Annotated in this window: 29 protein-coding genes; 13 read left to right on the top strand and 16 right to left on the bottom strand. The window is 58.9% G+C overall.

The genetic code is table 11. The features are described 5' to 3' along the window. Positions 1–234 precede the first annotated feature (234 nt). From gyrB to mutM, 9 genes are all read right to left on the bottom strand, one after another. Positions 235–2,688 (bottom strand): DNA topoisomerase (ATP-hydrolyzing) subunit B, encoded by a 2,454-nt coding sequence (gene gyrB, locus ACFO5Q_RS12065; RefSeq protein ID WP_068148914.1) that lies wholly within the window; start codon positions 2,686–2,688, stop codon positions 235–237. A gap of 21 nt (positions 2,689–2,709) precedes the next feature. Continuing rightward, positions 2,710–3,915 carry a DNA replication/repair protein RecF gene (gene recF / locus ACFO5Q_RS12060; protein WP_068148912.1) on the bottom strand — a complete coding sequence of 402 codons (1,206 nt, stop codon included), beginning with the start codon at positions 3,913–3,915 and terminating at the stop codon, positions 2,710–2,712. 97 nt (positions 3,916–4,012) lie between these two features. Continuing rightward, positions 4,013–5,128, bottom strand: a complete 1,116-nt coding sequence (gene dnaN, locus ACFO5Q_RS12055) for a DNA polymerase III subunit beta (RefSeq protein ID WP_068148911.1) — start codon at positions 5,126–5,128, stop codon at positions 4,013–4,015. A 331-nt stretch (positions 5,129–5,459) separates the two neighbouring features. Continuing rightward, complete coding sequence (locus ACFO5Q_RS12050) at positions 5,460–6,860, bottom strand: alginate export family protein (RefSeq protein WP_068148909.1); 1,401 nt, start codon at positions 6,858–6,860, stop codon at positions 5,460–5,462. Positions 6,861–6,989: 129 nt separating this feature from the next. After that, positions 6,990–8,378: a chromosomal replication initiator protein DnaA gene (gene dnaA, locus ACFO5Q_RS12045; RefSeq protein WP_380084366.1), complete on the bottom strand. Its 1,389-nt coding sequence runs from the start codon at positions 8,376–8,378 to the stop codon at positions 6,990–6,992. Positions 8,379–8,934: 556 nt separating this feature from the next. Beyond that, the gene (rpsT, locus tag ACFO5Q_RS12040) at positions 8,935–9,198 is read right to left on the bottom strand and encodes a 30S ribosomal protein S20 (RefSeq protein ID WP_068149149.1); all 264 of its coding nucleotides are present in this window, start codon (positions 9,196–9,198) and stop codon (positions 8,935–8,937) included. A gap of 183 nt (positions 9,199–9,381) precedes the next feature. Then, positions 9,382–10,158, bottom strand: a complete 777-nt coding sequence (locus ACFO5Q_RS12035) for an enoyl-CoA hydratase (RefSeq protein ID WP_068148902.1) — start codon at positions 10,156–10,158, stop codon at positions 9,382–9,384. 104 nt (positions 10,159–10,262) lie between these two features. Beyond that, positions 10,263–10,622 carry a hypothetical protein gene (locus ACFO5Q_RS12030; protein WP_068148900.1) on the bottom strand — a complete coding sequence of 120 codons (360 nt, stop codon included), beginning with the start codon at positions 10,620–10,622 and terminating at the stop codon, positions 10,263–10,265. Between the two features lie 17 nt (positions 10,623–10,639). After that, positions 10,640–11,476: a bifunctional DNA-formamidopyrimidine glycosylase/DNA-(apurinic or apyrimidinic site) lyase gene (mutM, locus tag ACFO5Q_RS12025; protein WP_068148897.1), complete on the bottom strand. Its 837-nt coding sequence runs from the start codon at positions 11,474–11,476 to the stop codon at positions 10,640–10,642. 116 nt (positions 11,477–11,592) lie between these two features. Here mutM and ubiE point away from each other — a divergent pair, with 116 nt between their 5' ends. The 12 genes from ubiE (at position 11,593) to ACFO5Q_RS11965 (ending at position 19,706) form a co-directional block, all read left to right on the top strand. After that, complete coding sequence (gene ubiE, locus ACFO5Q_RS12020) at positions 11,593–12,366, top strand: bifunctional demethylmenaquinone methyltransferase/2-methoxy-6-polyprenyl-1,4-benzoquinol methylase UbiE (protein ID WP_068149146.1); 774 nt, start codon at positions 11,593–11,595, stop codon at positions 12,364–12,366. Between the two features lie 25 nt (positions 12,367–12,391). Further along, the gene (gene ubiB / locus ACFO5Q_RS12015; protein WP_068148893.1) at positions 12,392–13,927 is read left to right on the top strand and encodes a 2-polyprenylphenol 6-hydroxylase; all 1,536 of its coding nucleotides are present in this window, start codon (positions 12,392–12,394) and stop codon (positions 13,925–13,927) included. A 473-nt stretch (positions 13,928–14,400) separates the two neighbouring features. After that, on the top strand, positions 14,401–14,811 hold the full coding sequence (locus ACFO5Q_RS12010) for a DoxX family protein (RefSeq protein WP_068148886.1): 411 nt from the start codon (positions 14,401–14,403) through the stop codon (positions 14,809–14,811). Positions 14,812–14,905: 94 nt separating this feature from the next. Continuing rightward, positions 14,906–16,108 carry a bifunctional phosphopantothenoylcysteine decarboxylase/phosphopantothenate--cysteine ligase CoaBC gene (gene coaBC, locus ACFO5Q_RS12005; RefSeq protein WP_068148883.1) on the top strand — a complete coding sequence of 401 codons (1,203 nt, stop codon included), beginning with the start codon at positions 14,906–14,908 and terminating at the stop codon, positions 16,106–16,108. A 5-nt stretch (positions 16,109–16,113) separates the two neighbouring features. Next, the gene (gene dut, locus ACFO5Q_RS12000; protein WP_068148880.1) at positions 16,114–16,578 is read left to right on the top strand and encodes a dUTP diphosphatase; all 465 of its coding nucleotides are present in this window, start codon (positions 16,114–16,116) and stop codon (positions 16,576–16,578) included. Positions 16,579–16,581: 3 nt separating this feature from the next. Beyond that, on the top strand, positions 16,582–16,845 hold the full coding sequence (locus tag ACFO5Q_RS11995; protein WP_068148877.1) for a hypothetical protein: 264 nt from the start codon (positions 16,582–16,584) through the stop codon (positions 16,843–16,845). A gap of 23 nt (positions 16,846–16,868) precedes the next feature. Next, the gene (locus ACFO5Q_RS11990) at positions 16,869–17,336 is read left to right on the top strand and encodes a cytochrome c (protein ID WP_068148873.1); all 468 of its coding nucleotides are present in this window, start codon (positions 16,869–16,871) and stop codon (positions 17,334–17,336) included. A 6-nt stretch (positions 17,337–17,342) separates the two neighbouring features. After that, complete coding sequence (locus tag ACFO5Q_RS11985; RefSeq protein WP_068148870.1) at positions 17,343–18,110, top strand: HesA/MoeB/ThiF family protein; 768 nt, start codon at positions 17,343–17,345, stop codon at positions 18,108–18,110. Continuing rightward, positions 18,110–18,532: a DsrE family protein gene (locus ACFO5Q_RS11980; RefSeq protein ID WP_068148867.1), complete on the top strand. Its 423-nt coding sequence runs from the start codon at positions 18,110–18,112 to the stop codon at positions 18,530–18,532. The genes ACFO5Q_RS11985 and ACFO5Q_RS11980 overlap by 1 nt, the downstream gene beginning before the upstream one ends. Positions 18,533–18,640: 108 nt before the next feature. Next, a complete protein-coding gene (locus ACFO5Q_RS11975) occupies positions 18,641–18,883 on the top strand; it encodes a hypothetical protein (RefSeq protein ID WP_068148865.1) in 243 nt (80 codons plus the stop codon). 35 nt (positions 18,884–18,918) lie between these two features. Then, positions 18,919–19,320 (top strand): hypothetical protein, encoded by a 402-nt coding sequence (locus ACFO5Q_RS11970; RefSeq protein ID WP_068148862.1) that lies wholly within the window; start codon positions 18,919–18,921, stop codon positions 19,318–19,320. Continuing rightward, positions 19,317–19,706 (top strand): hypothetical protein, encoded by a 390-nt coding sequence (locus tag ACFO5Q_RS11965; RefSeq protein WP_068148860.1) that lies wholly within the window; start codon positions 19,317–19,319, stop codon positions 19,704–19,706. The genes ACFO5Q_RS11970 and ACFO5Q_RS11965 overlap by 4 nt, the downstream gene beginning before the upstream one ends. Here ACFO5Q_RS11965 and ACFO5Q_RS11960 read toward each other — a convergent pair. The 3 genes from ACFO5Q_RS11960 to ACFO5Q_RS11950 form a co-directional block, all read right to left on the bottom strand. Continuing rightward, positions 19,703–20,395: an aspartate/glutamate racemase family protein gene (locus ACFO5Q_RS11960; RefSeq protein WP_068148857.1), complete on the bottom strand. Its 693-nt coding sequence runs from the start codon at positions 20,393–20,395 to the stop codon at positions 19,703–19,705. The two genes, ACFO5Q_RS11965 and ACFO5Q_RS11960, sit on opposite strands and share 4 nt — an antisense overlap. 38 nt (positions 20,396–20,433) lie before the next feature. Further along, a complete protein-coding gene (locus ACFO5Q_RS11955; protein WP_082719925.1) occupies positions 20,434–21,264 on the bottom strand; it encodes a substrate-binding periplasmic protein in 831 nt (276 codons plus the stop codon). 79 nt (positions 21,265–21,343) lie between these two features. Next, complete coding sequence (locus ACFO5Q_RS11950) at positions 21,344–22,207, bottom strand: prephenate dehydratase (protein WP_068148851.1); 864 nt, start codon at positions 22,205–22,207, stop codon at positions 21,344–21,346. Positions 22,208–22,527: 320 nt separating this feature from the next. Between ACFO5Q_RS11950 and ACFO5Q_RS11945 the strand changes: the two genes are divergently transcribed. Then, entirely contained in the window at positions 22,528–23,112 is a 585-nt protein-coding gene (locus ACFO5Q_RS11945; RefSeq protein ID WP_068148847.1) for a c-type cytochrome, read from the top strand. A gap of 61 nt (positions 23,113–23,173) precedes the next feature. On the opposite strand, the gene ACFO5Q_RS11940 is transcribed toward ACFO5Q_RS11945, so the two are convergent. The 4 genes from ACFO5Q_RS11940 to ACFO5Q_RS11925 form a co-directional block, all read right to left on the bottom strand. After that, on the bottom strand, positions 23,174–24,034 hold the full coding sequence (locus ACFO5Q_RS11940) for a C40 family peptidase (protein WP_068148844.1): 861 nt from the start codon (positions 24,032–24,034) through the stop codon (positions 23,174–23,176). Next, the gene (locus tag ACFO5Q_RS11935; RefSeq protein ID WP_068149142.1) at positions 24,027–24,368 is read right to left on the bottom strand and encodes a MarR family transcriptional regulator; all 342 of its coding nucleotides are present in this window, start codon (positions 24,366–24,368) and stop codon (positions 24,027–24,029) included. The genes ACFO5Q_RS11940 and ACFO5Q_RS11935 overlap by 8 nt, the downstream gene beginning before the upstream one ends. A 95-nt stretch (positions 24,369–24,463) precedes the next feature. Then, positions 24,464–25,846 (bottom strand): leucyl aminopeptidase family protein, encoded by a 1,383-nt coding sequence (locus ACFO5Q_RS11930; RefSeq protein WP_068148838.1) that lies wholly within the window; start codon positions 25,844–25,846, stop codon positions 24,464–24,466. Positions 25,847–25,900: 54 nt separating this feature from the next. After that, the gene (locus ACFO5Q_RS11925) at positions 25,901–26,221 is read right to left on the bottom strand and encodes a 2Fe-2S iron-sulfur cluster-binding protein (RefSeq protein ID WP_068148834.1); all 321 of its coding nucleotides are present in this window, start codon (positions 26,219–26,221) and stop codon (positions 25,901–25,903) included. Between the last annotated feature and the right edge of the window lie 277 nt (positions 26,222–26,498).

Below are 26,498 nucleotides of genomic sequence, written 5' to 3'. Positions count from 1 at the left end.
CTTGTCTCACTTTATGTGTCAGCCGACAGGTGTCGGGAGTTTTTTAATACCCGGTCGGGGATTTCTCTACAAAACATGTCCGGGTAGGTACCCCCAGAAACAAGAAAGGCAGCTAGCTCCTCGCTAACTGCCTTTTTTCTGCGAAACTTTGTCTCACTTTATGCGTCACACAGTCTCACTTTATGTGTCAATTGTCTCACTTTATGTGTCAGCCGACAGACACGACACACAGCCTTAGATATCCAGGTTGGCGACAGATAGCGCGTTGTCCTGGATGAAGGTACGGCGTTCCTCAACTACGTCGCCCATCAGCTTGGAGAAGATCTCGTCTGCTGTATCCGCCTGGCTCACCTTCACCTGAAGGAGCGAGCGCACATCAGGGTCGAGTGTGGTTTCCCAAAGCTGTTCTGGGTTCATCTCGCCCAGGCCCTTATAGCGCTGGATCGAAAGGCCCTTGCGCCCGAAGGCGATGATCATGGCAAGCATCTCAAGCGGCGTGCCCACGCTGCGCTCTTCTTCCTTGCGGGCGACCGTGATTGGCTCTGCAAACAGGCCGCGCACTTCTGCCATGCGCTTGTGAAGGCTGCGGGCTTCCTGGCTTTCGATAAAATGGGCGTCAATCTTGTGCATGTCGATCACGCCGCGCACTTCGTGGGCGAAGCTATAGCCGCCGTCCTCTGCCGCGGTGCCGGACCAGCCGTTTTCTTCTTCAGTGGTCGCGAGCACGTTAAGGCGCTCCGCAATACGGTCGGCCATGGCCTGGCGGGCGGGCTGGTCATCCAGCAACTTCTCGTCAAAACCGCCCAAGAGGCCCATGGTTTCAATCAACGTCGCGTTATAGCGCTGGGGCACATTCGCCATGATTGCCTTGATGGCACGGGCTTCGTTGGCCAGATGCTCAATCTCGCCACCGGCGTGCTGGGCGCCTGTGCTGTCGGTGATGACCACGTCGGACTTGCCTTGGCCGATCAGATAGTCATCGAGCGCGCGGTCGTCCTTCAGATAGACTTCTGACTTGCCGCGGCCGACCTTATATAGGGGCGGCTGGGCGATATAAAGATGCCCTCGCTCCACCACTTCCGGCATCTGCCGATAGAAGAAGGTGAGAAGAAGCGTCCGGATGTGCGCGCCGTCCACGTCGGCGTCGGTCATGATGATGATCTTGTGGTAGCGGAGCTTGTCAGGGTTGAAATCCTCGCGTCCGATCCCGGTGCCGAGTGCTGTGATCAGCGTGCCGATCTCGTTCGATGCCAGCATGCGGTCGAAGCGCGCGCGCTCCACATTGAGGATTTTACCACGGAGCGGAAGAATCGCCTGATTCTTCCGATTCCGCCCCTGCTTCGCGGAGCCACCTGCCGAGTCACCCTCCACGATGAAGAGTTCGGAAAGCGCCGGGTCGCGTTCCTGGCAGTCCGCCAGCTTGCCCGGCAGCGATGCGATATCAAGCGCACCCTTGCGCCGCGTCAGCTCGCGCGCTTTCCGCGCGGCCTCGCGTGCGGTGGCGGCGTCGATGATCTTCTGGACAACCGCTTTAGCTTCATTCGGGTGCTCGCCGAACCATTCCAGAAGCTTTTCGTTCATCAGGCCTTCGACCGCGGGGCGAACCTCTGATGACACCAGCTTATCTTTGGTTTGGCTGGAAAATTTCGGGTCCGGAACTTTTACGGATACTACCGCGGTCAGGCCTTCACGGCTGTCGTCGCCCGCGAGCGTAACCTTGGCCTTTTTCGCCAAGCCGCTTTCGGTCACATAGTTGTTGATGGTCCGGGTCAGGGCTGCGCGGAAGGCCGCAAGGTGCGTACCGCCATCGCGCTGCGGGATGTTGTTGGTGAAGCACAGTACATTTTCATGATAGCTGTCGTTCCACTGCAGCGAGATTTCGGCCGTAATGCCGTCTTTTTCACCCATGATGGTGATCGGGTCACCAATCTGGCTGGATTTGTTGCGGTCCAGATATTTCACAAAAGCCGTGATGCCGCCTTCATAGAAGAGATCAACTTCCTTGACGTCCGCGTGACGATTGTCGCGTATCAGGATATGCACGCCCGAGTTCAGGAAAGCGAGCTCCCGGTAGCGGTGCTCAAGCTTGTCAAAGTCGAACTCGATGAATTTGAATGTATCGAGAGACGGCATGAAGGTCACGCTTGTGCCTTTCTTGCCAGCTGCGTCGCCCACGACCACCAGGTCTTCAACAGGCTCGCCTTTTTCAAAGCGCATAAAGTGTTCTTTGCCATCGCGCCAGATCCGGAGCTCAAGCCAATCGGAAAGCGCGTTCACAACCGATACACCCACGCCGTGCAGGCCACCCGATACCTTGTAGCTGTTCTGGTCGAACTTACCGCCGGCGTGCAGCTGGGTCATGATCACCTGGGCGGCGGAGACACCTTCCTCTTCGTGAATGTCGGTCGGGATGCCGCGGCCGTTGTCGGTTACCGTGCAGCTGCCGTCCGGGTTCAGCGTCATGGTCACAAGGTCACAGTGGCCTGCGAGCGCTTCGTCGATCGCGTTATCGGATACCTCGAACACCATATGGTGAAGACCGGAGCCGTCCTCGGTGTCGCCGATATACATGCCCGGGCGCTTCCGTACGGCATCAAGGCCCTTCAGGACCTTAATGGAATCCGCGCCATATTCTGCTGCCACTTCTTCAGCCATTACGTCTGGTGTATCGGTCATGTCTTCACTCATACCTTTGTGATCCTGTTATCCTTATGTGTGCAGCGGCTGGATCTGGCCGTCCCGCACATCGAAAAATTCCGCCCGGCCCTCAAGCCCTGTGAAAAGCTCCCGGTCGGTGCCTGTCAGCCAGCATTGGCTGCCAAGCTTCGATAGCGCTTCAAAGAGCGCCTCGCGGCGGCTTTCGTCCAGGTGCGCAGCTACTTCATCCAGCAGCATCAGCGGCGCCTGGCCCTTCTGGGCCGCCTGCAGTTTCGCGTTGGCGAGCACAAGCGCGATAAGGAGCGCCTTCTGCTCACCAGTGGAACATAGTTCGCCGCGCATGCCCTTTGGTGCATGGGTGACGATCAGGTCCGTCTTGTGTACGCCTTCCGATGCGCGGCCGCTTCTGGCGTCGCGCGCCCGGAGGCTCATCAATTTCTCGCGGTAGGCGCTTTCCGCTTCCACCGCTGCCATCCCTTCGGCGATCAGGCCCTCAAGCCAGCCGTCGATCGCGAGTTCCGCGCGCGGGAAGGGGCTTTCATCAGCCGCTTCCAGCTGTCCCGCCAGTTGCCCGGCGAAATCGAGCCGGGCGATCGCGACAGCCACAGCATGTTCGGCCATCCGCGTCTCCAGCGCCGAAACCCAGGCCATGTCCGCGCCCATGCCCTTATCCGACAGAAGCCGGTTACGCTCGCGCATCACCCGCTCATAGGCGCCGACCTGTCGGCTGTGGTCCGGGTAGAGCCCAAGGACCATGCGGTCGAGAAACCGGCGCCGCGCAGACGGGCCTTCGATGAAAAGGCGGTCCATCTGCGGTGTCAGCCAGGTTACCGACCATCGGTCGCCAAGCAGGTTGGTGCTCGAGACCGCTTCCCCGTCGATCCGTACCAGGCGGCGGGTTGCCCCTTCGCCCATATTGCCCTCAAGCCCGGTGCCGATGCGGACATCGTCGCCCTCCAGCGCCAGCGTCGCAGCCACGGCCCAGGGGCCTGGCGCTGTCTGCCTGGTGACCTCGTCAAGCGGCGCACGCCTGAGGCCCCGGCCGGGCGCCAGATAGCTCAGGGCTTCCAGCACATTCGTTTTGCCGGCCCCATTGGGGCCCGCCAGCACCACCAGGGGGTGGTCCCCCGTGGGCGTGATCTTGGTGCGGCTATAGGACCGGAAATCCGTCAGCATCAGGGAAGAGACAAAGACACCATGGCTTTGGGGCGCAGGACTTGTGCCATCCTCACCCACGGCATGGGCTGGTTCAGCCATGGCTGAACCCCGCCGATTTAAGATGTACCCCATTGGTCATCGTGTCTTCCAATAATCCCAAACATTTCCGGCCTGAAGCCTCTGAACCAAAGGGGCCTTAGACCCGCATCGGCATCAGGACATAGAGCGCGCCTTCGTCGATCATATCCTTCAGAACAGTCGGTGCGGATGGGTCCGCGAGGAACACCTGTACGGTCTCACCTTCGATCTGCGCCAGGATGTCGAGAAGATAGCGGCTGTTGAAGCCGATCTCGAGCGGGTCGGAGCCGTATGAAGCCGCCAGCTCTTCCGTTGCCGTACCGCTGTCCGGGCTGTTGACCGACAGGGTCAACTGGTCCTGGCCAAGCGACAGCTTCACAGAGCGCGTCTTGTCGGAACTGATGGTGGAAACCCGGTCTGTTGCCTCTGCAAACAGGCGGCAGTCCATTTCCAGCATCTTGTCGTTGCCTTCCGGGATCACACGGCTGTAGTCCGGGAACGTGCCGTCGATCAGCTTGGAGGTGATCACGGCGCCGTCGAACGAGAAGCGGATTTTGGTGTCCGACAGGGACACATTCACATTGCCTTCAAATTCGTCGATCAACTTCCTGACTTCGCCAACGGTCTTGCGCGGGATAATGATGCCCGGCATGCCGGCAGCGCCGTCTGGCACCTCCTGTTCAACCTGCGCAAGGCGGTGACCATCTGTGGCGACGGCGCGCAGGCGCTGGCCGTCTTCACTGTTGGCCACATGCAGGTAGATACCGTTCAGATAGTAGCGTGTTTCTTCGGTCGAGATGGCGAAGCGGGCCTTGTCGATGAGGCGCTTCAGCTCTTCGGCGGCCAGGTCGAAACGGTGCGGCATGTCGCCGTCGTTCATGACCGGGAAATCTTCCTTGTCGAGGCACGCCAGCGTAAAGCGGGACCGGCCAGCTTTCACCACCAGGCGCTCGCCTTCCTCAAGTGTCAGTTCAACCTCGCTGCCGTCTGGCAGTTTACGCACGATGTCAAACAGCGTGTGCGCCGGGATCGTGGTGGAGCCCGGTTGCTGAACACTCGCGGATACGCGCTCGATAATCGCGATATCGAGGTCGGTTGCTGTCATCGAGACCATGTCGCCTTCAGCCTCGACCATCACGTTCGACAGAATAGGGATCGTGTTGCGGCGCTCGACCACCGACTGCACGTGTCCCAGCGTTTTCAAAAGTGAATTCCGTTCGATGGTGACTTTCATGGAAATATTCTTCTTGCCTAACTTTATTAACCCCGCCTCGCGGCTGGGGCGCTCCCCTCTCATCCAGTTCCCGGTGGTGAAATCGAGTCGGTGCCCCCGTGCCGGAATTTCATGCTTAAAATCCGGGTCAGGGACGGGTGATTTCAACACCCTACTGGATGAGGATTTGTGTCTTTAGGAACAATAGCGATTTTCAGCCTTAAACCAAACGAAAAAGCGCCCAAAAGGCGCTTTTTTTTGTGGTTTGGAATCGAAGGAAAACTGCCGAGTCGCAAGCCCCATTCCGGCAGACGTGGCAAGGCGGAAAAAATCGCTCTGGCAGGCGTCCTGATCAGAAGTGGAAAGTCAGTTGACCAAAGCCGTACAGCGCGCGGGTGCCGTCCGGTCCGCCGGGTACATTTTTGGTGAACCCACCGAAAACAAACAGGGAGCCGCCAGCCTCCAGGTGAAGGCTTCCGGGGATCAGCCAGTGGCGTAGCGTGCCCTCGATCAGGTGGCCGACGAAGTCCCCGCTGTCCCCGCTTGCGTCCCGAAGCCCTGTGCTGTCCCAGGTGTCTGTACCGCTTGCCAGGTAGGCCGCAGCATAGGTGGCCTGCAGGCTGGTGTCTGTCGACAGGTGCATCCGGCTATTCAGGCGGATATGCTCCTGGTTCACGGCATTGAGCGGGCCAAAGATACCTGTGTTGCCAAGATCGCGGCGCCGGTCGCTGAAATAGCGTTCGTAGCGGCCATAGGTGGCGTCAGCTGGGTCGTCGTCCCCGCCGGTGACGAAATATTCAAGCGCCAGCCGTGGGGCTGCGACGGTCTCAAACGTGTAGCCGACAGCTGCGAACAGCATGTTGGCGCTTACGTCCAGGCTTTCCGTCTCTCCGGGTAGGGCCGAAGCCAGCTGGTCACCAAAGCGCCAGGAGGCTTCCACGTCCATATCCCACTCGCCGGACGCGGGTGCGCGGAACAACCGCCCGCCAATGTCGGTGACCCGCCGGTCAGGGGTTTGTGCGCTTTCGCGGTCGTCCTGGCGGAAGCCGTAAAGGTATGCCTCGCCCCAGAGGTCCGGCGCGATACCGCCAAGCAAATTAGCACGCCGGTAATGCAGGCCGAAGAAACGCTGCTGCCAAAGTTCCTTATCGAAGGCATGGCCGTTATCAAGGATGGCATTCCGGTCGTTTGGCAGGGTTGATACTGGCACGCTGTAGAAGGCGTGAAGCTCGTCTCCATTTGCGGTGTCCAGCCGGAGGTAAGCGCCGGTCAGTGGCCGCACCACGTTCCTGTATCCAGGGCGAAACACCTGCCGCCCGCTGCCCAGGTTCAAGGTCTGGCGGCCCAGCTTCAGTATGGCTTTTGTGTCGGTGCCGAACAGGCTGTCTGTCTCAGCGCTGAGGTAGGCCTGAACAATGTCTGCGGTGTTGACGTCTGCGCCGCCAATGGGCGTGTCACTGCTGTTGAAATAGACCCGGCTGTCGCCCAGTTCCAGCCCGACCTTGAATGGGCCGCGGCCGGCAACGGCGTGGATCAGGGTCCGCATCATCAGGGCCTGGTCATTGCCAGTGCGACCCGGGCGGAACTGCCCGTTTACCAGCTCAAGGCGCTGGCGGTGTTCGCCGGAAACTGTCAGCCAGTCGGGTGTGCCGATTGCGCGTTGAAGGCGCCAGGGGGATTCGGTGGATGCAGAAGTGGGAGAGGTGGCGATGAGGGAAAAAAAGGTAAAGATCAGGCAGATGTTCCGTGGCATACGCGGTCCATGTGTCGAAATATATTGATGGGATTTTGAAGGGGATATAGGGGCTGGGCTCAAAAATTAACGGGCCCATCGGGGCCCTTTCGTACTTTTTGCGTCCATTTTGGCCGTCAGGCCGACGGTCTAGCCTTCGAGAAGGCGGGTCAGGCGCGAGATATCGTCGTCCAGCTGGCTGTCGTCGCGGCGCAGGTCTTCGATCTTCCGGACCGCATGCATCACCGTTGTATGGTCACGACCGCCAAACCGGCGTCCGATTTCCGGCAAGGACCGGCTCGTGAGCTGTTTCGACAGATACATGGCCACCTGGCGCGGGCGTGCGATGTTGCGGGCGCGGCGCTCGGAAAGCATTTCGGCAAGGCGCAGATTGAAATAGTCGGCCACGGCGCGCTGGATCTCATCGATCGTCAGCTTGCGGTCGTTGGCGCGGATCAGGTCCTGCAGCACGTCGCGGGTCATATCCATGGTGATTGGGCGGCCCACAAGCGTTGCGTAGGCCATCACGCGGTTAAGCGCGCCTTCAAGCTCGCGCACGTTCGACGTGATGCGGCGGGCTAGGAACTCAAGCACCTCGGCGGGCACGATCACGCTCTCTGCCTGCTCGGCTTTCGACTGGAGGATGCCGAGCCTGAGTTCATAGTCGGTCGGGTGGATGTCGGCCACCAGGCCCCAGCCCAGGCGGCTGATGATGCGTTCCTGGATGCCTTCAAGGTCGGTTGGCGACCGGTCGGCGGTGATCACCACCTGACAGCGGTTGTCTACGAGCGCGTTGAAGGTATGGAAAAATTCTTCCTGCGTGCTTTCCTTGTTGGCGATGAACTGAACGTCATCAACCATCAGAAGGTCCACGGCGCGGAACTTCTGTTTGAAGGCGTGGGTGTCCTTGAAACGGAGCGCGGCGATAAATTCGAACATGAATTTTTCCGCCGAGATATAGACCACGCGCTTGGTTGGGTTCTGGCGCTTCACTTCCCAGGCGATGGCATGCATCAGGTGGGTTTTACCAAGCCCCACGCCGCCATGCAGGAACAGTGGATTGAAGGTCACCTCGCCCGATTCGGCAATGCGTTTTGCTGCGGCGTACGCCAGCTCGTTCGATTTGCCGACAACGAAGCTGTCAAAGGTGTACTTGGGGTCAAGTGCGGCGCTTTCGTCTGCGCCGGTGGAAGGGTCCACCTCCACTGGGCTAACGGGTGCGCGCTCAGCCGGTCTTGCACCAGCTGCGGCCTGACGCGCTGCCAGACGGATCGACAACCCCTTGATGCGTGGATCTTCCGCAAGAAAATAGTCCTTCAGCCGCGGCGCGTAATGCCGGGTGATCCAGTCGCGGACGAATTTTGTTGGTGCGGTCAGCTCTACCGTGCCGCTGTCCACGCCCTGATAGCCCAGCTGCCCCAGCCAGGTAGTATAGGCGTGTTGGCCGAATTCATGCTTGAATTTGTCGCAAACCTTTGGCCACGGCGACGCGGCAAAGTTTGCGTCCATAGCGGATGCAGCCCCCCTAGAAGCCCCCATTTTATCGCTCTCCCTATCAGCCATCGGGCGACCTAACCCCTTACTACTCTCGGCACAATGCCCAATGCCCGGACCTCTTTAGTGACAATTCTCACAATAAACCTGATGCTGACACAACTGCTCCTGCCTCTCCAGCAAAGCGCCAGTCAGGTCCATGGTCCCGATCTGTTATTTTCAAGTGCGACGGCGTGATCCCAGCCCCCTTCGAGATCCCTGGCAGGTCTCTCCGGTTGTCAGGCCTGAACCACATTCGGGCGGCTCCCAAATTGGGATGGTTGGTTGCCCGGCTGGCCCATCGCGTAAGACTGGAAGATACATCTGGGGTCTTGCCCCAGCAACTGAATCTATCGCTTGACACAAAGATTCTTCACAGCCCTATGGCGTGAATCAGAGCGGCATACAACATCTTGATTCGACTAAAATTGACCTGAATGATGTGCTCTTTTTGTTCCCGGAGAGCTCTGCAAAAATGAAAAAAAGCCACGCCGGGATGGCGTGGCTTAGATCGGATTCTTTTTCCTGTCGGCAGCGAATCGGGTCGCGCCAGACGCTGTCCTTATGCGAGCGCTTTAACGCGAGCGGACAGACGGGAAACTTTGCGGGAAGCCGTTTTCTTGTGAATAACGCCTTTCGTCACACCGCGCATGATTTCTGGCTGAGCGGCCTTGAGGGCGTCACCAGCTGCCGATTTGTCGCCGGAAGCAATTGCTTCTTCAACCTTGCGCACGAAAGTGCGGATGCGGCTTACGCGGGATTTGTTGATCAAGCGACGACGTTCGTTCTGACGAATGCGTTTCTTGGCTTGTGCAGAATTTGCCATTTCTTCTACCTTTTTCGGACCGCGCTCCAAAAACCGTCCAGCGCTTCAGTCCTTGCTTTCTTTGTTCAATCGGGGCCGCGTTCCCTTATGGCCGCGTCCGCCAGTTAATTCGAGGTCGGGTCTATATACCCGATATTGGCCCCAGTCAATAGGCTAGGCCCAGTTTTCTCGCCGATTTACGCCCTAGCAGTTTTTAAACTGCGGCTGGCGTTTCTCGATAAAGGCATTCATGCCTTCTTTCTGGTCCTCTGTCGCGAACAGCGAATGGAACGCCCGGCGTTCAAACAGAAGCCCTTCCGCGAGCGTTGTTTCCAGCGCCCGGTTGGTGGCTTCCTTGGCCAGTGCCACGCTTGGCGCAGAGAGGTCCGCGATCGATGATGCCACTTCCATGGCGCTATCGAGCATGTCTTCGGTTGGCAGCACACGGCTGACAAGACCGGACCGTTCAGCCTCGGACGCATCCATCATGCGACCTGTCAGCATCATGTCCATGGCCTTGGATTTGCCCACGAGGCGCGTCAGGCGCTGAGAGCCGCCAATGCCGGGAATAACACCCAACTTGATTTCGGGCTGGCCGAACTTGGCGTTCTCTGCGGCGATAATGAAATCACACGCCATGGCGATTTCACAGCCGCCGCCAAGGGCATACCCCGATACTGCCGCGATCACAGGTTTGCGCACACGGGCAAACACATTGTTGATTTCAGCAAACATATCCATTTTCAGGACTTCTGCGAATGACCGGCTCGACATCTCCTTGATGTCGGCGCCAGCCGCAAAAGCTTTTTCGCTGCCGGTGACAACAATGGCGCCAATTTCGGCGTCTGCGTCGAGCGCGAGCAGCGCTTCCCCCAGTTCCTGCAGCAGTTTGCTGTTCAGCGCGTTAAGTGCATCGGGGCGGTTAAGCGTGATCAGCCCCACGCCTTCTTGCTTGTCCAGCAGAATGGTTTCGAAAGTCATCTTTCAGCCTTCTATTGCTCTGATCTGTGGCTGAGACTCCTACTGCCCTCGAAGCCATTTGAAAAGACCTTTATCGGGAATGGGGTGTAGCGCCCCATATTTCGTCACTGCTTGGGTTCGAGGCGCAAGATAAGCCGGTCACCGGCTTCATTGTTGGCAGGATGTTTGAAGGTGAGCCGATTCTCTTCGCGCCAGCAATGCATTGCGGTTGTTGGATTGTCACATGTCCAGCCAAGGGCGGTCAGCGATTCCCTGTATGATTCCATGGCTTTGGCGGCGGTGCCTTCAAGCATCAAGGTTGCTTCCGCCACTGTCCCGCCGGGGGTGTCGAACACAACGGGTTCACCCTCAATGGAACGAATCACCGGTAACATGGGTACATCCGGGAATCCGTCGATGAAGCTTTCCTCGGCGCGCGCGGAAAGGCTCAGGAGCAGGATCAACAGTGCTGGCAATAGGCGCATGGTTTACCGGTTTCCCTTCATCGCTGGCAACTTGGGCAATAGAATGTGGATCGATTCGACTGCACAATACGCGAGACCGTACCACCACAGCCGGGCTTTGAACACTCTTCTCCTTCGCGGCCATAGGCCTGGAAGCTGTGCTGGAAATAACCAAGCTCTCCGTCCACGCGGGCATAGTCCTTCAGCGTTGATCCCCCGGCCTCAATTGCCTGTGTCAGAACCTCCCGGATAATCGGAAACAGCCGTTCGGCGCGCTTGCCCGCCACGCTGTCGGCGGTGCGCTTCGGGCTGATGCCCGCGCGCCACAGCGCCTCGCACACATAGATATTTCCCAGCCCCGCCACCAGCTTTTGGTCCAGCAGCGCGGCCTTGATGCTGCTCTTGCGGCCCTTGAGGCCAGCATTCAGCACATCTAGGTTAAACTGGTTGCCGAGCGGCTCCGGCCCGATGTTCTTCAGAAGCGGGTGGCTGTCCATCTCGTCACGGCTTGTGAAGGTGATGATGCCGAAGCGCCGCGTGTCATTGTAAACAATATGATCGCCGCGGTCGGTCACGATCACCACATGGTCGTGCTTGCCCACCTCAGGCGCAGGGCTTCCCGCGGGCGTGATGGTTACGCGCCCTGACATCCCCAGGTGCAGGATCACCACAAGGCCGTCGGCGCATTCGATCAGGATATATTTGGACCGGCGGGTGAGCCGCTCAATGCGGTTGCCCGTAAGACGCTCAGCGAAATCGACCGGGATGGGCAGGCGAAGGTCCGGCCTGTTTGCCGCAGCGCTTTTGATGACAGCGCCTTCAAGAACCGGCACAAGGCCGCGCCTGACGGTTTCAACTTCGGGGAGTTCGGGCATTTTGTCGCGTTCGTCCTTATACTATAAACGAGGCTGGCGCATGGCCGCCGCGTGGGCTATGGTCCGCCAAAATGACAGGGCAAGCCACCATAATGTCAAGCAGCAAAGACGATAAGATGAGCGAATCACACACCCAGGCCCCAACTGAGGGCGAGGCCACCACCCATTTCGGGTTCAAGACCGTGGCCGAAGACAAGAAAGCCGACATGGTCAAGGGCGTGTTCAACTCCGTGGCCAAGCGCTATGACATCATGAATGACGTGATGAGCATGGGCATCCACCGTCTGTGGAAGGATTCGCTGATCAACACGGTCAACCCCCGGCCCGGCATGCATCTGCTCGATCTCGCGGGCGGCACCGGCGATATCGCCTTCCGCTTTCTTGACGCGGCAAAGGGCGGCACCGTGACGGTGTGCGATATCAACGCCGAAATGCTGGCGGTAGGTAAGGAACGGGCTGAGAAGGCGGGCTACGCGGATCGGGCAGAGTTTGTCTGCGGTGACGCCATGAAGCTGCCCTTCGCCAGCCGGTCGGTTGACGCCTACACGATTTCTTTCGGCATCCGGAACGTGACCCGCATCAACGAGGCGCTTGAAGAAGCTTACCGCGTGCTGAAGCCCGGCGGCACCTTCTATTGCCTGGAGTTTAGCCCTGAAGTGGTGCCCGTGCTGCAGAACGCCTACGACACCTATAGCTTCAACGCGATCCCGGCGATGGGTGAGTTCATCACTAAGGACCGCGACAGCTACCAATATTTTGTCGAATCGATCCGCCGCTTCCCCACGCCCACCAAGTTTGCGGCCATGATCAGGGAAGCTGGCTTCAGTCGCGTGAAATATCGCACCATGTCTGCGGGCATCGTGGCGATCCATCAGGGCACCCGGATTTAATAAGCGGCGGATAGGGGACAGGCGCGTGCGCACGATTGGATATCTTTTCCAGCTTTATATGATGGCCGTGGGCCTTCGCCGCTTCGGTGCCATCCGTGCGCTCGCTGGCATCGATCTGGTGCCCGCGTGGGCGCCAAGGCTTCTTCGCCTGTTCACTTTCTATGTGCCGCACAGGTTCGGCCTGCCAAAGTCAGACGGCGAACGTCTGGCGCTTGCGCTGGCCAGCATGGGGCCGGCCTATATCAAGCTTGGGCAAACGCTGGCTACCCGGCCAGACCTGGTGGGCCGCCCGCTCGCAGAAGGGCTGACCACCTTGCAGGACCGCCTGCCGCCCTTCAAGTTCGCGAAAGCCCGCGCCACGATTGAGGCCGAGCTTGGCGGCAAGCTAGAGGACCATTTCCTGTCGTTCGGGGAAGTGCCAGTGGCGGCTGCCTCAATCGCGCAGGTCCACAAGGCCGTGACCGAAAAAGGCGTGCCGGTGGCGGTGAAGGTGCTGCGGCCCGATATCGAAGCCCGCTTCGTGCGTGACCTGAAGCTGTTTGACTGGCTGGCGGGCATCGCCGAGCGGAATGTCAAGGAAGCGCGCCGCCTGCGCCTGACCAAGATTGTCGACAAGGTCAAGGAAACGTCCCTTCGCGAGATGGACCTCAGGCTTGAGGCCGCGGCGGCGGCAGAGCTCGCGGAAAACATGCGCGGGGAAAGCGGCTACCGCCTGCCGCATATCGAATGGGACCACACGGCCCGCCGCGTGATGACGCTTGAGTGGATCGACGGCGTGCGCCTCGCCGACCGTGGGGCGCTTGAAGCCGCGGGCCATGACCTTGAAGCCCTGGGCAAGAAGGTCGTGCAGGTGTTCCTGACGCAAGCGCTTCGGGACGGCTTCTTCCACGCCGACCTTCACCAGGGCAACCTGATTGTGGAGCTCGATGGCACCATCGCCGCCATCGATTTCGGCATCATGGGGCGGCTTTCAAAGCGCGAGCGCCAGTTCCTCGCGGAAATCCTTTATGGTTTCATCCGGCGCGATTACATCCGCGTGGCGCAGGTGCATTTCGACGCGGGCTATGTGCCCAAGAACCAAAGCCTGGAAGAATTCGCGCAGGCCCTCCGCGCCATCGCCGACCCGATCATGGACCTGCCGGTGGAAGAGATTTCCGCGGGGCAACTGCTGGCCCAGCTTTTCGCCACCACCGAGCGTTTTTCGATGCAGACACAGCCGCAGCTTCTTCTTCTGCAGCGCACGATGGTGATGGCCGAAGGCATGGCGCTGCATCTCTACCCCACGGCCAACATGTGGCAAATCTCCGAACCGGTGATTGAAAGCTGGATACGTGCCAACCTGTCTCCCGAAGCGCGCCTCGCCGACATGGTGGCGAACCTTCCGCGCTTCCTTGAACGCCTGCCGCACCGTATTGAAAAGTGGTTGTCGGAAGAGGATGAAGAACCGACTGAAGACGATGACTGGGAAGCCGCACCCGCGCCCGCACCCAAGGTCGGCCTTTGGCCTTTCGCGCTCGGCCTTATAACCGGCGCCGCCATCCTCAAAATTCTGATGCTTTAGGAAGAAGAAATCAGGGCAAACTCTTCTCACATTTCGGACACTCATTTGGTGCCCAAAACATGTTGGAGCAGGGTATATTCCTCTCGAACAGGACTATAGTTCTGATGATCAGGTTCTTTCTACAGAAGGGGCACCTGAACAACATGAGAGACCAGATTAACAGGCTTGCCACGATTATGAGCAGCCCGAAGGCCAGATAGGTCAGCGTCTCGTCAGTCAGGTCAAAAATATGCACTAAGGCAAGGAGGGAAACCCCTCCTGCGACATGCACGCCAACAACGGTTCCCAGCCTGATCCAATGATTCTTGTTTGTTTCGCTAGCCATTTGGAAGCCTTCCTGCAGGGAATTGGTTTCTGTGGTTGATAGGGGAAATAGGGATGACTTTCTACCCTGCGCCAACGCTTATCGCCTAGTACTTGCGCCCCCACACAATTTGGCAGACACTGTCCCTTCCATAACAGGGGAGGGATTTATGGATAATCTGTTATCGAAGTTTGACCCATTCGCGGCCCCCTTGGGCCGCCTGTTCCTGTCGCTTATTTTTATCGGTGCCGGTTTCGCCAAGGTCGCAAGTGGCGGCGCGGGCATGACCGAATATATGGAAGCTGCCGGTGTGCCGGGCTTCCTTTTCTGGCCCGCCGCGCTTTTTGAATTGCTGGCGGGGATCGCGATCCTGATCGGCTTCAAGACGCGGCTTGTGGCCTTCTTGTTGGCGGGCTTCTGCCTTGTCACCGCCGTGATGTTCCATGCGGATTTCGCCGACCAAACCCAGCAGACCATGTTCCTGAAGAATCTGGCCATGGCAGGTGCATTCCTGTTCCTGATGCGCTTTGGCGGCGGTGAGTTCAGCCTGGACAACCGCGCAGCGTCGGGCGACAGCTGAGGCGTTATCACAGCCTTGTGCGGATAAATCCGCCTTGAGACACAACCGGTTCCCGCCTATATGTCGGGGACCGGTTTTTTGAAAAGGGCGCTTTATGCTCAAGGGTAAGAGAATACTGCTGATCATTGGCGGCGGGGTCGCGGCCTACAAGGCGCTTGACCTTGCGCGCCGCCTGATGGAGCGCGGCGCAAGCGTACGCGGTGTGCTGACCGCGGGCGGGCAGGAATTTATCACGCCGCTTTCGGTGGCATCCCTGACGGGTGATGAATGCTATACGGACCTCTTCTCGCTGAAGGACGAAGCCGAGATGGGGCATATCCGCCTTAGCCGCGAAGCTGACCTGATTTTGATCGCGCCCGCGACGGCTGATCTCATGAGCAAGATGGCAAACGGCATCGCCAATGACCTGGCCAGCACGATCCTTCTCGCGACAGACAAGCCTGTGATGATCGCACCCGCCATGAACGCCCAGATGTGGGACCATCCGGCGACCAAACGAAACCTTGAGACGCTTAGGGGCGACGGCATCCATGTGGTGCAGCCCGGCGACGGCATGCTGGCCTGCGGCGAAGTGGGGCCGGGGCGCCTCGCGGAAGTGATGGATATGGTCGCCGCGGTCGAAGACTTTTTCGGTGGCGACAACCTGTTGCTCAGCGGCAAGCACGCGGTCGTGACCGCCGGGCCGACCCATGAACCCATTGATCCCGTGCGCTATATCGCCAACCGGTCCTCGGGCCGTCAGGGCTTTGAGGTTGCGGCGGCGCTTTGCCGCCTTGGTGCCAATGTCACGCTTGTGGCAGGGCCATGCGCGCAGGAAACGCCCGCGGGCGTGACCCGCGTGGACGTGGAAACAGCACGTGAGATGGAAGCGGCCGTGACCGCAGCCCTTCCAGCAGATATCGCCGTGTGCGTTGCGGCGGTCGCGGACTGGCATGTGAAAAACGGCGGCGCGCAGAAGCTGAAGAAATCCAAGGACGGTACACCGTCGTTCGAGTTCGGCGAAAACCCAGACATCCTGAAGGGGCTTTCCGGCATGACCGAAGGCCGCCCGGCGCTGGTGGTGGGCTTCGCTGCTGAAACCGAAAAGGTGATCGAGCACGCCACAGAAAAACGCGCGCGCAAGGGCTGCGACCTGATCGTGGCGAATGATGTCTCGGCTGCGACCGGCATCATGGGCGGCGAGTATAACGAGATTCATCTGATCAGCGCGGCGGGTGCCGAAAGCTGGCCAAAAATGGAAAAAGGTGCGGTGGCCGACAGGCTCGCGCTCAAGATTGCAGAGATACTGAAGGGGTAACGCGAATGCGCGACAGTAAAGTGGTGATTGAGGTCAAAACGCTTGAGCACGGCAAAGGCTTGCCGCTGCCGAAATATGAGACTGAGCAATCCGCCGGGATGGACCTGTATGCCGCGCTGGCGGAAGGCGAAAGCATCACGCTCGGTGCGCTTGAGCGTGCCATGATCCCAACCGGCCTTGCCATGGCGCTGCCCGCGGGTTTTGAAGCGCAGGTGCGCCCACGCTCCGGCCTAGCCGCCAAGAACGGTGTGACGGTGCTGAACACGCCGGGCACCGTTGATGCCGACTATCGCGGCGAAGTGAAGGTGATTTTGGTGAACCTGTCGAACGAGCCTTTTACGATTGAGCGCGGCATGCGCATCGCCCAGATGATCATCGCCCCGGTCACGCAAGGCGCGTGGGCAGAGGTTGAGGAGCTGGATGAGACCGCGCGCGGCGCGGGCGGTTTCGGCTCAACAGGTGTGAAATAGAAAGTGGCATCCTTCTTCAAATGGCTGGCTGCAGCATTTGGGTTGAATGTTTTGATGACCACAATTTCGGTAATTATCAATGAGGAACTGTTTTCATTTGGGGCGCAGTATGACTATCTAGTGATCGGTGCGTTCCCAGCTATTTCTTCGGCTTCCATTTGGAAGAAGGACTATGTTGCTGCGCTTTTAAGCTTTGTCCCAAATGTATTTTTGTCATTTGGCCTGATTTTGGGCGAAGTCTGCATGTTTTATGGTCGATGCTTGTAAAGAACTGATGAAGAGGGATTCCTATGAAACGTAAAATCGCAGCACTGATTTTCCTGGGTTCCGGCCTCGCGGTTACAGGCGGCGCCGTGCTTTCGAGCAGTGGGCCCGAAGACGCCCCGGCGCTTGAGCTTTCGGACCATATGCGCGGTTTCCTGAAGCATGAGATGCTGATGCTGGCCAATGCGGGCCGCGGCATTGAGGCCGCGTTGGCGGTTGAAGACCATGCCCGCGTCAAGGAATTCGCGTCCCACATGGACAAGGCCTTCATCATGCAGAAGGAGGTCACCACGCTGGACCTTCGGGAGCTGGAAGCGGTCCTGGGTGAGGAGTTCGTCTCTCGCGACAAGGAATTTCACGCCATGGCCCGCGCGCTTGAGGCAGCAGCCAAGGCCGAAGACATCGTAGGCCAGCGCAAGATTTTTGATGACATGCTGCGCGCCTGTGCGGCCTGCCACCAGGATTACGCACCTGAAGCACCAGTGCTTGAGTAGACTTTCATGGATTTCACCGACGACCAGCTGGAGCGCTATTCGCGCCATATCATCCTCAAGGAAGTAGGCGGCGCGGGGCAGGTGGCTCTCCTGAATGCCAAGGTCCTTGTGGTGGGCGCGGGCGGCCTTGGGTCACCGCTCCTTCTCTATCTGGCGGCGGCGGGTGTTGGCACCATCGGCATCGTGGACGATGACGCGGTCGAGCTTTCGAACCTGCAGCGGCAGGTGATCCACACCACGCCCGATGTTGGCCGGTCCAAGGTCGAAAGCGCGGCCGAAAAAATTCGGGTGCTCAACCCCGATGTGACGGTGAATGTGCATCCCGAGCGCCTGACGCAGGCCAACGCGATCAGCATTATGGCCGACTATGACATCGTGGCCGACGGCACGGACAATTTCGGGACTCGGCACCTGATCAGCGACATGTGCGTGGCAATGGAAACCACGCTCGTCTCCGGCGCGCTGTCGTCCTACACGGGGCAGCTTGCCACCTTCAAACCGCATGCGGGGGAAGGCTTGCCGTGCTATCGCTGTTTCCTGCCGCACACGCCGCCGCCGAACAGCACCGGCACCTGTGCCGACCACGGCATTTTGGGTGCGGTCGCGGGTATGGTGGGCACCATGCAGGCGCTGGAGGTTTTGAAGGAGATCACCGGCGTGGGCGAAAGCCTTGCGGGCAAGATGCTGATCATGGATGCGCGCGATATGAGCATGCGCAAGGTTAACCTGCCGCAGGACCCCAATTGCAAGGCCTGCGCGAAGGGGAAAAGCTGATGGCGAAATCATCTGATCTAAAGCGGCCCATGACCCTGATGGTGATCAGCAACGACCCTGAGCGTATCCATATGGCGCTGATGATGGGCGCAACGGCATCCGCCATGGGCAGGCCCGTGACCTTCTTTTTCTCCAAATCCGCGACGCCGTTCCTGACGGCTGGCGGATGGGACAGCCTGAAGACACAGGCCGGTGCGACGGGACCTGAGATGGACGCGGCGCTGGAGGAAAAGGGCGTCGCCGACAGCAGCATCCTGATGGACGGCCTTGCAGCGCTTGATGCCCGCTTTCTGGTGTGCGAAGCCGCGCTCCGCGAACACGACATTGATGTCACGTCCTTGATCGCCCGCCCAGCGGTGGAGATCGCGGGCCTTGCCGAAATTATTGAAAAAGGCCAGGGCGGCGACTGGCTGACCTTCTGATTTAATCCCTGATTTTTGGCGATGCATGCCCAGGATTCTCTCGTATTGTATTTTTTATGTTACCATGGTACACGGGTAACAAAACAACATAAGGCGAAGGAATTGTCGATGAAAGTGGAACGCGTTCAAACTGGCGTACGCATGGAAAAGCGGCTGGTGAAGGTGCTCAAGGGTACGGCGGAATATCTGGATATATCGCTCGGCGACCTTCTCGAGGGCATCGTGCTGCATGCGTTTGATGGCAAGACCCCGCCTTTTTCCGATGAGACGCGCGCCAAGATTGCCGCGCTAAAAAAGGTCTATGACTGTGACCTTGACGCCAGCCACAGCCATAAGCTGACCGAACAATGAGGCAAAAGCCCGAGATCACGACGAAAGGATAGACGATGAATGACGAGGAATTTCTGAAAGCGTTTGAGGATGCAAGCCTTGACCCCAAACTGTTTGACCATAAGGCCCATATCCGCATGGGTTGGATCTATGTGATGCGCTACCCGCTCGCGGAGGCAATCGAGAAGTTCGGGCGTGCCCTTCGTGCCTATACGCGCGCCTTGGAGGCTGAAGCCAAATACCACGAGACCATCACCTGGTTTTATATGCTGCTGATCGCAGAGCGGCAGGCCGCCCATCCTGCGGCAACCTTTGCGGCCTTCCTTGGGAAGAACCGCGATCTGGTGGCGAAGCCGTCGATCCTGACTCGGTACTACCGCGCGGAAACGCTTGCGAGCGATCGGGCGCGGTACCATTATGTTTTGCCTGATGGGGCCATGGTGAAGGATGCCGCATGACCGACGATGAGCTGATTGAGGCCTTTGAAAGCCACCGTCTCACGCGAGAGGAATTCACCCACGAAGCCCACCTGCGGGTGGGCTGGATATATGCGACGCGGCTGCCGCTTGGCGAGGCGTGCGATACCATGGCGCGCGAACTGCTGGCATGGGATATCGCCTACGGCCTTGGGGACCGCTACCATGAAACGGTTACCTGGGCATTCATGTTCATTATCCATGAAAAGCAACTGGCGTGCGGGGCCAAGTCGTTTGATGAGTTTCTTGCCGCGAACCCTGACCTGATGCGGAAATCACCCCCGTTCCTTGCGGACTACTATAAGGACGAGACGCTGGGGAGCGATCTGGCGCGCAAGCATTTCCTGCTGCCGGACGCGGGGCATTAGGCGAGCGCGGCCTTTACTGCCGCCGCGCAGTGGATGGCAGTGGTATCCAGAAGTGGCACGTCTGTGTGGTCGTCCTTTATAAGCAGACCGATTTCGGTGCAGCCGAGGATGATGGCCTCGGCGCCTTGGCCGTGCAGGCTGTCGATGATCCGAAGATATGCCGCACGCGACGTATCCCTGATATCGCCCTGGCAGAGCTCGTCATAGATGATGTCATGCACAATCTGGCGGTCGGCAGCGTCTGGTGTGATCACCTCAATGCTGAACCTGTCGGCGATACGCCCGCGGTAGAAATCCTGCTCCATGGTGAAGCTGGTGCCCAGAAGCGCGAGCTTTTGGAATCCCTTTTCCCTCGCGGCCTCAGCTGTGGCGTCCGCGATATGCAGAAGCGGGATACCAGTGTGCGCCCGGATGGCTCCTTCCACCAGATGCATGGTGTTGGTGCAGATAAGCGTCATGTCCGCGCCCGCCGCCTCAAGCCCGGCGGCTGCCTTTCCAAGAAGGTCGCCAGCGGCGTCCCATGCGCCCTCGCGCTGCATGGTTGCGATCTCGTCAAAGTCGACACTGTGCAGCAGGACCTTTGCGCTATGCAGGCCACCAAGCGCGTCTTTGACGCCCTCATTCAACAGCCGGTAATAGGTGGCCGTGGATTCCCAGCTCATGCCGCCCAGAAGGCCGATGGTTTTCATGCTGATTGTTCCTTTATGGGGTGCTGGAGCGGCCAAATTTATGGATTGGCGGCCGCGCCCGTCGGCAGGGCATATTTGGTTTGCAGGCGTTCGAAGTGGGTGGCATGAACCATGGGGCTTGCTTGCCACAGCTGATCTGCCGCGCTTGGGTTCTTGTCAAAAAACTGGTGGCTGAAGGCAATGAAATAGTGATTGACCTTCAGGGGATCAGAGACCTTGATGATGCCGCCATAGTCGGATGCGTTCTGGCGCAAAAGGGTGTCTGCCGCAGCGCCGGGTGCGGCGACAGCCTGCAGGCGGTCATAGGCAAGCATATGCATAAGCCCTTCGGTAGTGCCTGCCTCAACAATGTTCAGGCCTTGGTCTTTCAACGCAGCGGTGATTGAATAACCAAGCGGTGCGCCGATCACGATATTTGGTTCCAGAATCTGGCGCCCGTCCCAATAGGGTGGTTTCCCGCGTTTCTGATAAAGATAATACCCGTTCAGCACGATCATGCGGCGGTTGTCCGGCTTGCCGTCCAGCATGGGATAAACCATGGATTCCTGCCGTTCCGGGCGGAAAGAGGCGATCACGCTATCGATCCTTCCAAGCTTCATCAGTGCCAGGCATCGCTTCCATGGGTATCGGGCAAAGGTGACATCAAGGCCTGCGTCTGCGGCGACCAGCTGCACCAGTTCCACAAGGATGCCCGGGTCTTTTTCAGGCACCGCTTCGGACGCGCCGGTGTAATTCGGGTACAGCTCAATGTCTTGATAGCAGAAGCTGAGAGGCTTTGCGCTGGCCTGGTCCTGCGCATGCGATATCGGTGATGCAATTCCTATCAGCACCAATAGGGCCACAACGGTCTGTAGAGACTTTATCCGCACGGTTCACCCAACCAATCTCAGCTCACGCCAAGCGTAATGGATAGTCGGTGCCGGGGCAAATGAAACTATGGAAACAGGATCAGGTCAGCCCGCGTCGGCGTTCCTGCTCATAGGTGCCAAGCACATTCACGCGCTTGGTGTGGAACCTGAGCTCCTCCATCGCGCGGTGGACATTTTCCATGCCTTCATGGCCTTCGATGTCTGCATAAAATTCGGTCGCAGTGAAGCTGTCCGATTCGTAATAGCTTTCCAGCTTGGTCATATTGACACTGTTGGTGGCGAAGCCGCCCAGTGCCTTATAAAGTGCCGCCGGGATGTTCCGCACTTCGAAGGTGAAGCTGGTCATCACCGGGCCGGACAGCTCTTCGGCCGAAAGCGGCTCACGCGAGAGCACCACAAACCGGGTGGTGTTGTGGCCTTCGTCCTGGAAGTTTTTCTGAATGATCTCAAGGCCGTAAACCTCGGCCGCCAGTTCGCTGGCGATGGCGCCGACGCTTTCGTCGCCCAGTTCCGCCACATGCTTTGCCGACCCGGCCGTGTCGGCAAAGGGCAGGCGCTCCAGCCCAAGCGCGCGGAGGTTCTTGCGGCATTGCCCAAGCGCCTGGACGTGGCTTTTCACGGTCTTCAGCATGGACGCATCCGTGCCTTTGACACCCAACAGACAGTGCCGGATGGTCTCGAAATGCTCGCCGATGATATAGAGGCCACTGCCAGGCAGCAGGATATGGATATCAGCCACCCGTCCGGCGGTAGAATTCTCAATCGGGATCATGGCAAGGCGCGCGCGCCCCTGCTGCACGGCGGCCAGGGCATCCTCGAAACTTGGTGTCGATAAGGGCTCCATGGTCGGAAATTTCGCCTGGCACGCCATATGGGAATAGGCCCCAAGTTCGCCCTGGAAGGCGATCAGGTTGTCTGTGTCCTGTGCTCTTTGGCTTGCCATAACGGAGATTTCTTTCTTGGCTGAATAAAAGTGTGCGGTTGAGATTAGTGCCAAGCTGGTTTGCGCGAGTCAATGCAGGAACGGCGCAAAGGCCTGATTCCTGCGGCTGATTCAGGTGGTGCGCCGCTTTGTCGCACGAAAAAGGTGCCAAAAAACGCGATTTTTTGGCCTAAGCTGGCAAAATCGTGCAAATGACGACTTGAATAAGATGCCCATCAGCGGCTATTGTCGCGCGCGAATTAGCCGGTCATCTATCTGTCAGGGGTAATGGACTGGCTGGGAGAGAATTTAAGCTTGCTCGCCTGCAAGGAGAAGAGCCTGTGTCATTAGAATCAAACAAAGTCTTTGCAGCTGTCCTTTCTGCGGCACTGCTGATCATGGTGATCACGACTGTTTCCGAAACCGTGTTCCACGAAGAAGAAACCAAACCAGCCTACACCATCGAAGTGGCGTCTGAGGAAGCAACCGACGCTGTTGTTGAAGAAGGTCCATCGCTGGCTGAGCTGCTGGCTGTTGCAGACGCTGGCAAAGGCGAGCGTCAGTTCGCTAAATGTAAAGCCTGCCACACGATTGGCAAAGGCGAAGGCGACCGCACTGGTCCGAACCTTTATGGTGTGATGGGCCGTCAGATCGGTGGTCATGCGGGCTTCGGCTATTCCAGCGCTCTTTCCGGTCAGGAAGGTACCTGGACTTGGGAACAGATGGATGCGTGGCTCATGAGCCCGAAAAACACTTTCGCAGGCACCAGCATGTCCTTCGCCGGTATCCGCAAGGAAGACCAGCGCGCTGACCTGATGGCGTACCTGAACAGCTTCTCTGACAGCCCACTGGAGCTGCCAGCTGTTGAAGCGGCTGAAGAAGCTGCGGGTGAAGCCATGGAAGCAGCAGAAACAGCTGGCGAATAAGCCAGCTTCAGCTGAACAGATTTCTAAGAGCGGCGATCCATCTGGGTCGCCGTTTTTGATTTTAAAGCCTTCTGAAGCCCAGGAAGGCGGGCCCGGTGCGGCCCTTGTCCGCCATTTCCTTTGCGACCCAGCCCTTCACGTCCTCAAGCGGATCGATGGTGACCATCATGTGGGTGGCGTTGGCATGCAGCAGATGCACGCCGTCGATCATGAAGCCCACGTGCCCGGGGAAGAAAGCCAGGTCCCCGCGCGCGGGTGTCTCTCCCACCTCAAGTGCGCGCCCGAGGCTTGCATATTGCGCGCCGCTGTCGCGGTGCACGCGGTATCCGGCGGCGGCAAGTGCTGTCTGCACCAGTCCGCTACAGTCGATACCCAGCTTGGACCGCCCACCCCACAGGTACGGCGAGCCGATGAAGCTTTCAGCGGTATCCACGGGGTCGGCCTTGCCGTGGCCCACAGGGGTGACGTGCTTATTGAAAATCCAGCCGCCCACATGCAGCTCCGAAAAACCGTTTTCCGATACCCCCGGCAGGCTGACGAATGCCCCCATGGGAAGCACAACCTCAGGCGCGGATTTCAGGTCCGGCTCGCGGTACACGTGCGACAGGGGCGCCGATATTCGGTGACTTGGCAGAACATCGAATTCGTCGACGGCACTATCTGGTACCCAGCCCATATAGCCGTCGATCAGGTTAACGATAAACCACCAGCCAGGCACTTCCGCCAGGATCTGCACTGGCTCGCTGTACAGTAGCTCATTTACGGTTTCAGCGCCTTGATCAGGCTCTGCCTTGACGGCCGCAATCGGTCGGGCGCCAAGTCCGTCGATAATGCTGCCCCCAAGGAGGCTCTTGCTGCTTTTCAGGAGGTCGTTGGGGTCATAGAGCGGCGGCAGGCCAAAGCCATGCAGCAGGTCACTCATAGCCGCCTTCTCCGTCGTCCACCTGTTTCTCGGCGGCGACAATGCGGTCGGATAGTTCGCTCAGATACACGGCGCCCTTGACGGTGCGCTGCACCAGCACATTGCGGCGGTCTTTTTCATCGCGCTTGCGTTTCAGGAACCCAAGCTGCCCTAATGTATCAAGCGCCCGGGTGATAACCGGCTTGGTCACATTCATTTTGGCAGCAAGCCCCCGGACGGTATGCGGGTCTTTGGTCATATAGACCGTCAACAGCAGCGTCATCTGCCTGAGCGTCAGGTCAGGGACGTCGGCGCGCACGACATCAAGATTGGCGGTGTGCCAAATTTTCAGCATCCGGGGATTTGTTTTTTCGGTCACAGGCTCGTTCCTCAGCCGGAATGATCAAAGGTGACACAGAACTTCAGCCCCTAAGGTGACCCGATTTTTGCTTATCCGTCAAGCGACAAGAAGTCTTTCATCGCTGTGTGCATGGCTCGGACGGCTTGTGCGTCGCCGCCTTTCGGGCGGCCAGGCTTGGGTTTTGGTACCCAGGCGAAAACATCCAGATGCACCCAGGGCGTGCCTTCTTCAACGAAGCGCTGCAGGTAGAGCGCCGCCGTGATGGAGCCCGCGAATCCGCCGCCGTCGGAGATATTGCTCATGTCGGCCACGTCGCTTCTCAGTGTTTCGTCATAGGGTGCCCAAAGGGGCATACGCCAGACAGGGTCGGTCAGTGTGCTTGCGGCGCGGTCGATGGCGGCCCAGAGGGTTTCATTGTTGGCATAGGTGGCCGGCAGGTCTGGCCCAAGCGCCACACGCGCCGCCCCGGTGAGAGTGGCGAAATCGACCAGAAGGTCGGGCTTGTCCTCGCACGCGAGTGCCAGCGCGTCACACAGCACCAGGCGGCCTTCAGCGTCAGTGTTGCCCACTTCAACCGAAATGCCCTTGCGGGTAGAAAGTACGTCGCCGGGACGGAAGGCATTGCCGTCCACGGCGTTTTCAACCGCCGGAATGAGCACGCGTAGCTGCACTTTTGTGTCCATGGACATGATCAGCCGCGCGAGCGCCAGCACATGGGCAGCCCCGCCCATGTCTTTCTTCATGAGGAGCATGCCGGCCGCGGGCTTCAGGTCGAGCCCGCCGGTGTCGAAGCACACGCCCTTGCCCACAAGGGTGACCTTCGGGCCTTTATCGCCCCACTGGAGGTCAATCAGGCGCGGCTCACGGCCCATGCCCGCTGCACGCCCGACGGCGTGAATGGCTGGGAAGTTCTCATCCAGCAGGTCTTCGCCCACGATGGTAGAGCAGGTGCCGCCAAATTCTTCCGCCAGCGCCTCTGCCACATCCTGCAGGTGGGCAGGCCCCATGTCTTCCGTTGGGGTGTTCACCAGATCGCGCGCCAGGCACACGGCTTCGGCCTCTTTGGCCACAGTCGCTGCATCGGTGCCTTCAGGCAGCACAAGCACGCGCCCACCTTCGGGTTTTTCGGTCAGGTAGCGATCGAACCGATACTGCGCCAGCGTCCAGCCCAGCGCCACTGTTTGGGCGTCTGCCGCGCCCAGGTCTTCAAGCCGGTATGCCCCTTTCGGAAGGGTTATAGCAGCGGTTGCAAGCGACCATACAGTCACGGCGCCGTCTGCCACACCCGCAAGCGCCAAACCGCCGCCTTCACCGGGTAACAACACACAGGTGTTGGCCTCGCCTTCAAACTCAACCTTTTCAGCCCAGGCCAACTGGTCTTTTGAAAGGCCGGATTGCCAGTCATCCGCGCGCACAAGGCGGAGCGGCGTGGCAGGCTTGGACGTGTCGGTCGTCAGGAATGCGGTGGTCATGGCAGTGTGTTTCCTTTGGGGCGCTTAAGCTTCTTTATCTTAAGCTTCTGAAACTTAGGCTTCTGGGGCGATGGTGACTTTCAGGCCGTCCATCGAGCCATCAACTTCAATCTGGCAGGACAGGCGGGACGCGCCTTCTTTATAATGCTCGCTGTCTTCCAGAAGATAATGCTCGTCATCTTCCATGGCAGGCAGTTGGCCGAAGTTCTCGCCGTCCACATAGACGTGGCAGGTGCAGCAGCTGCAGCAGCCGCCGCAGATAGCGGCCAGATCGTCGAAATCATTGTTGCGGATGTTTTCCATCAGCGACAGGCCTTCTTCGGCCTCGATATCGCGGGTTTGGCCGGCCAGGTTGGTCACAGAAACTTTTACCATCAGATCTTCCTATATTGTTCCGGTTTTTCCCGGGGCTGCGCGTGGAGCCTAGGGAAAGCGTTCGCTTTCATATAGCATTTTCCCGCCCGGATAAAAGCCATGATCTCAAGCTGGTGATCTGCACATACGCAGGACACGTAAATTTGATGCGTATCATCCCGGGAAGCCGGTGCTGCGACAATCCTTTCGCTTGACGGCTTGGCGTGCTTGGTGTGGTATCCCACAATTGATGGACGGGGGCGTCTAATAATTCGATTCCGATGCGGCATATTTGTGC

The sequence above is a fragment of the Kordiimonas lipolytica genome, assembly GCF_042651265.1.
GTDB lineage: Bacteria > Pseudomonadota > Alphaproteobacteria > Sphingomonadales > Kordiimonadaceae > Kordiimonas > Kordiimonas lipolytica.
Note: the sequence above shows the minus strand (reverse complement) of the source record. Positions and strands in the feature narration are given on the sequence as shown.

Excerpts from the sequence above, each read along its gene's own strand:
- dnaN (WP_068148911.1), bottom strand. The coding sequence starts at position 5,128 with ATGAAAGTCACCATCGAACGGAATTCACTTTTGAAAACGCTGGGACAC.
- ACFO5Q_RS11940 (WP_068148844.1), bottom strand. The coding sequence starts at position 24,034 with ATGAGTGACCTGCTGCATGGCTTTGGCCTGCCGCCGCTCTATGACCCC.
- recF (WP_068148912.1), bottom strand. The coding sequence starts at position 3,915 with ATGGCTGAACCAGCCCATGCCGTGGGTGAGGATGGCACAAGTCCTGCG.
- ACFO5Q_RS11930 (WP_068148838.1), bottom strand. The coding sequence starts at position 25,846 with ATGACCACCGCATTCCTGACGACCGACACGTCCAAGCCTGCCACGCCG.
- ACFO5Q_RS11925 (WP_068148834.1), bottom strand. The coding sequence starts at position 26,221 with ATGGTAAAAGTTTCTGTGACCAACCTGGCCGGCCAAACCCGCGATATC.
- ACFO5Q_RS11965 (WP_068148860.1), top strand. The coding sequence starts at position 19,317 with ATGACCGACGATGAGCTGATTGAGGCCTTTGAAAGCCACCGTCTCACG.
- ACFO5Q_RS12030 (WP_068148900.1), bottom strand. The coding sequence starts at position 10,622 with ATGCGCCTATTGCCAGCACTGTTGATCCTGCTCCTGAGCCTTTCCGCG.
- ACFO5Q_RS11970 (WP_068148862.1), top strand. The coding sequence starts at position 18,919 with ATGAATGACGAGGAATTTCTGAAAGCGTTTGAGGATGCAAGCCTTGAC.
- ACFO5Q_RS11985 (WP_068148870.1), top strand. The coding sequence starts at position 17,343 with ATGGATTTCACCGACGACCAGCTGGAGCGCTATTCGCGCCATATCATC.
- ACFO5Q_RS11935 (WP_068149142.1), bottom strand. The coding sequence starts at position 24,368 with ATGCTGAAAATTTGGCACACCGCCAATCTTGATGTCGTGCGCGCCGAC.
- ACFO5Q_RS11950 (WP_068148851.1), bottom strand. The coding sequence starts at position 22,207 with ATGGCAAGCCAAAGAGCACAGGACACAGACAACCTGATCGCCTTCCAG.
- gyrB (WP_068148914.1), bottom strand. The coding sequence starts at position 2,688 with ATGAGTGAAGACATGACCGATACACCAGACGTAATGGCTGAAGAAGTG.
- dnaA (WP_380084366.1), bottom strand. The coding sequence starts at position 8,378 with ATGGGGGCTTCTAGGGGGGCTGCATCCGCTATGGACGCAAACTTTGCC.
- ubiE (WP_068149146.1), top strand. The coding sequence starts at position 11,593 with ATGAGCGAATCACACACCCAGGCCCCAACTGAGGGCGAGGCCACCACC.
- ACFO5Q_RS12050 (WP_068148909.1), bottom strand. The coding sequence starts at position 6,860 with ATGCCACGGAACATCTGCCTGATCTTTACCTTTTTTTCCCTCATCGCC.
- ACFO5Q_RS12035 (WP_068148902.1), bottom strand. The coding sequence starts at position 10,158 with ATGACTTTCGAAACCATTCTGCTGGACAAGCAAGAAGGCGTGGGGCTG.
- mutM (WP_068148897.1), bottom strand. The coding sequence starts at position 11,476 with ATGCCCGAACTCCCCGAAGTTGAAACCGTCAGGCGCGGCCTTGTGCCG.
- ACFO5Q_RS11975 (WP_068148865.1), top strand. The coding sequence starts at position 18,641 with ATGAAAGTGGAACGCGTTCAAACTGGCGTACGCATGGAAAAGCGGCTG.
- coaBC (WP_068148883.1), top strand. The coding sequence starts at position 14,906 with ATGCTCAAGGGTAAGAGAATACTGCTGATCATTGGCGGCGGGGTCGCG.
- ACFO5Q_RS12010 (WP_068148886.1), top strand. The coding sequence starts at position 14,401 with ATGGATAATCTGTTATCGAAGTTTGACCCATTCGCGGCCCCCTTGGGC.
- dut (WP_068148880.1), top strand. The coding sequence starts at position 16,114 with ATGCGCGACAGTAAAGTGGTGATTGAGGTCAAAACGCTTGAGCACGGC.
- ACFO5Q_RS11960 (WP_068148857.1), bottom strand. The coding sequence starts at position 20,395 with ATGAAAACCATCGGCCTTCTGGGCGGCATGAGCTGGGAATCCACGGCC.
- ACFO5Q_RS11980 (WP_068148867.1), top strand. The coding sequence starts at position 18,110 with ATGGCGAAATCATCTGATCTAAAGCGGCCCATGACCCTGATGGTGATC.
- rpsT (WP_068149149.1), bottom strand. The coding sequence starts at position 9,198 with ATGGCAAATTCTGCACAAGCCAAGAAACGCATTCGTCAGAACGAACGT.
- ACFO5Q_RS11990 (WP_068148873.1), top strand. The coding sequence starts at position 16,869 with ATGAAACGTAAAATCGCAGCACTGATTTTCCTGGGTTCCGGCCTCGCG.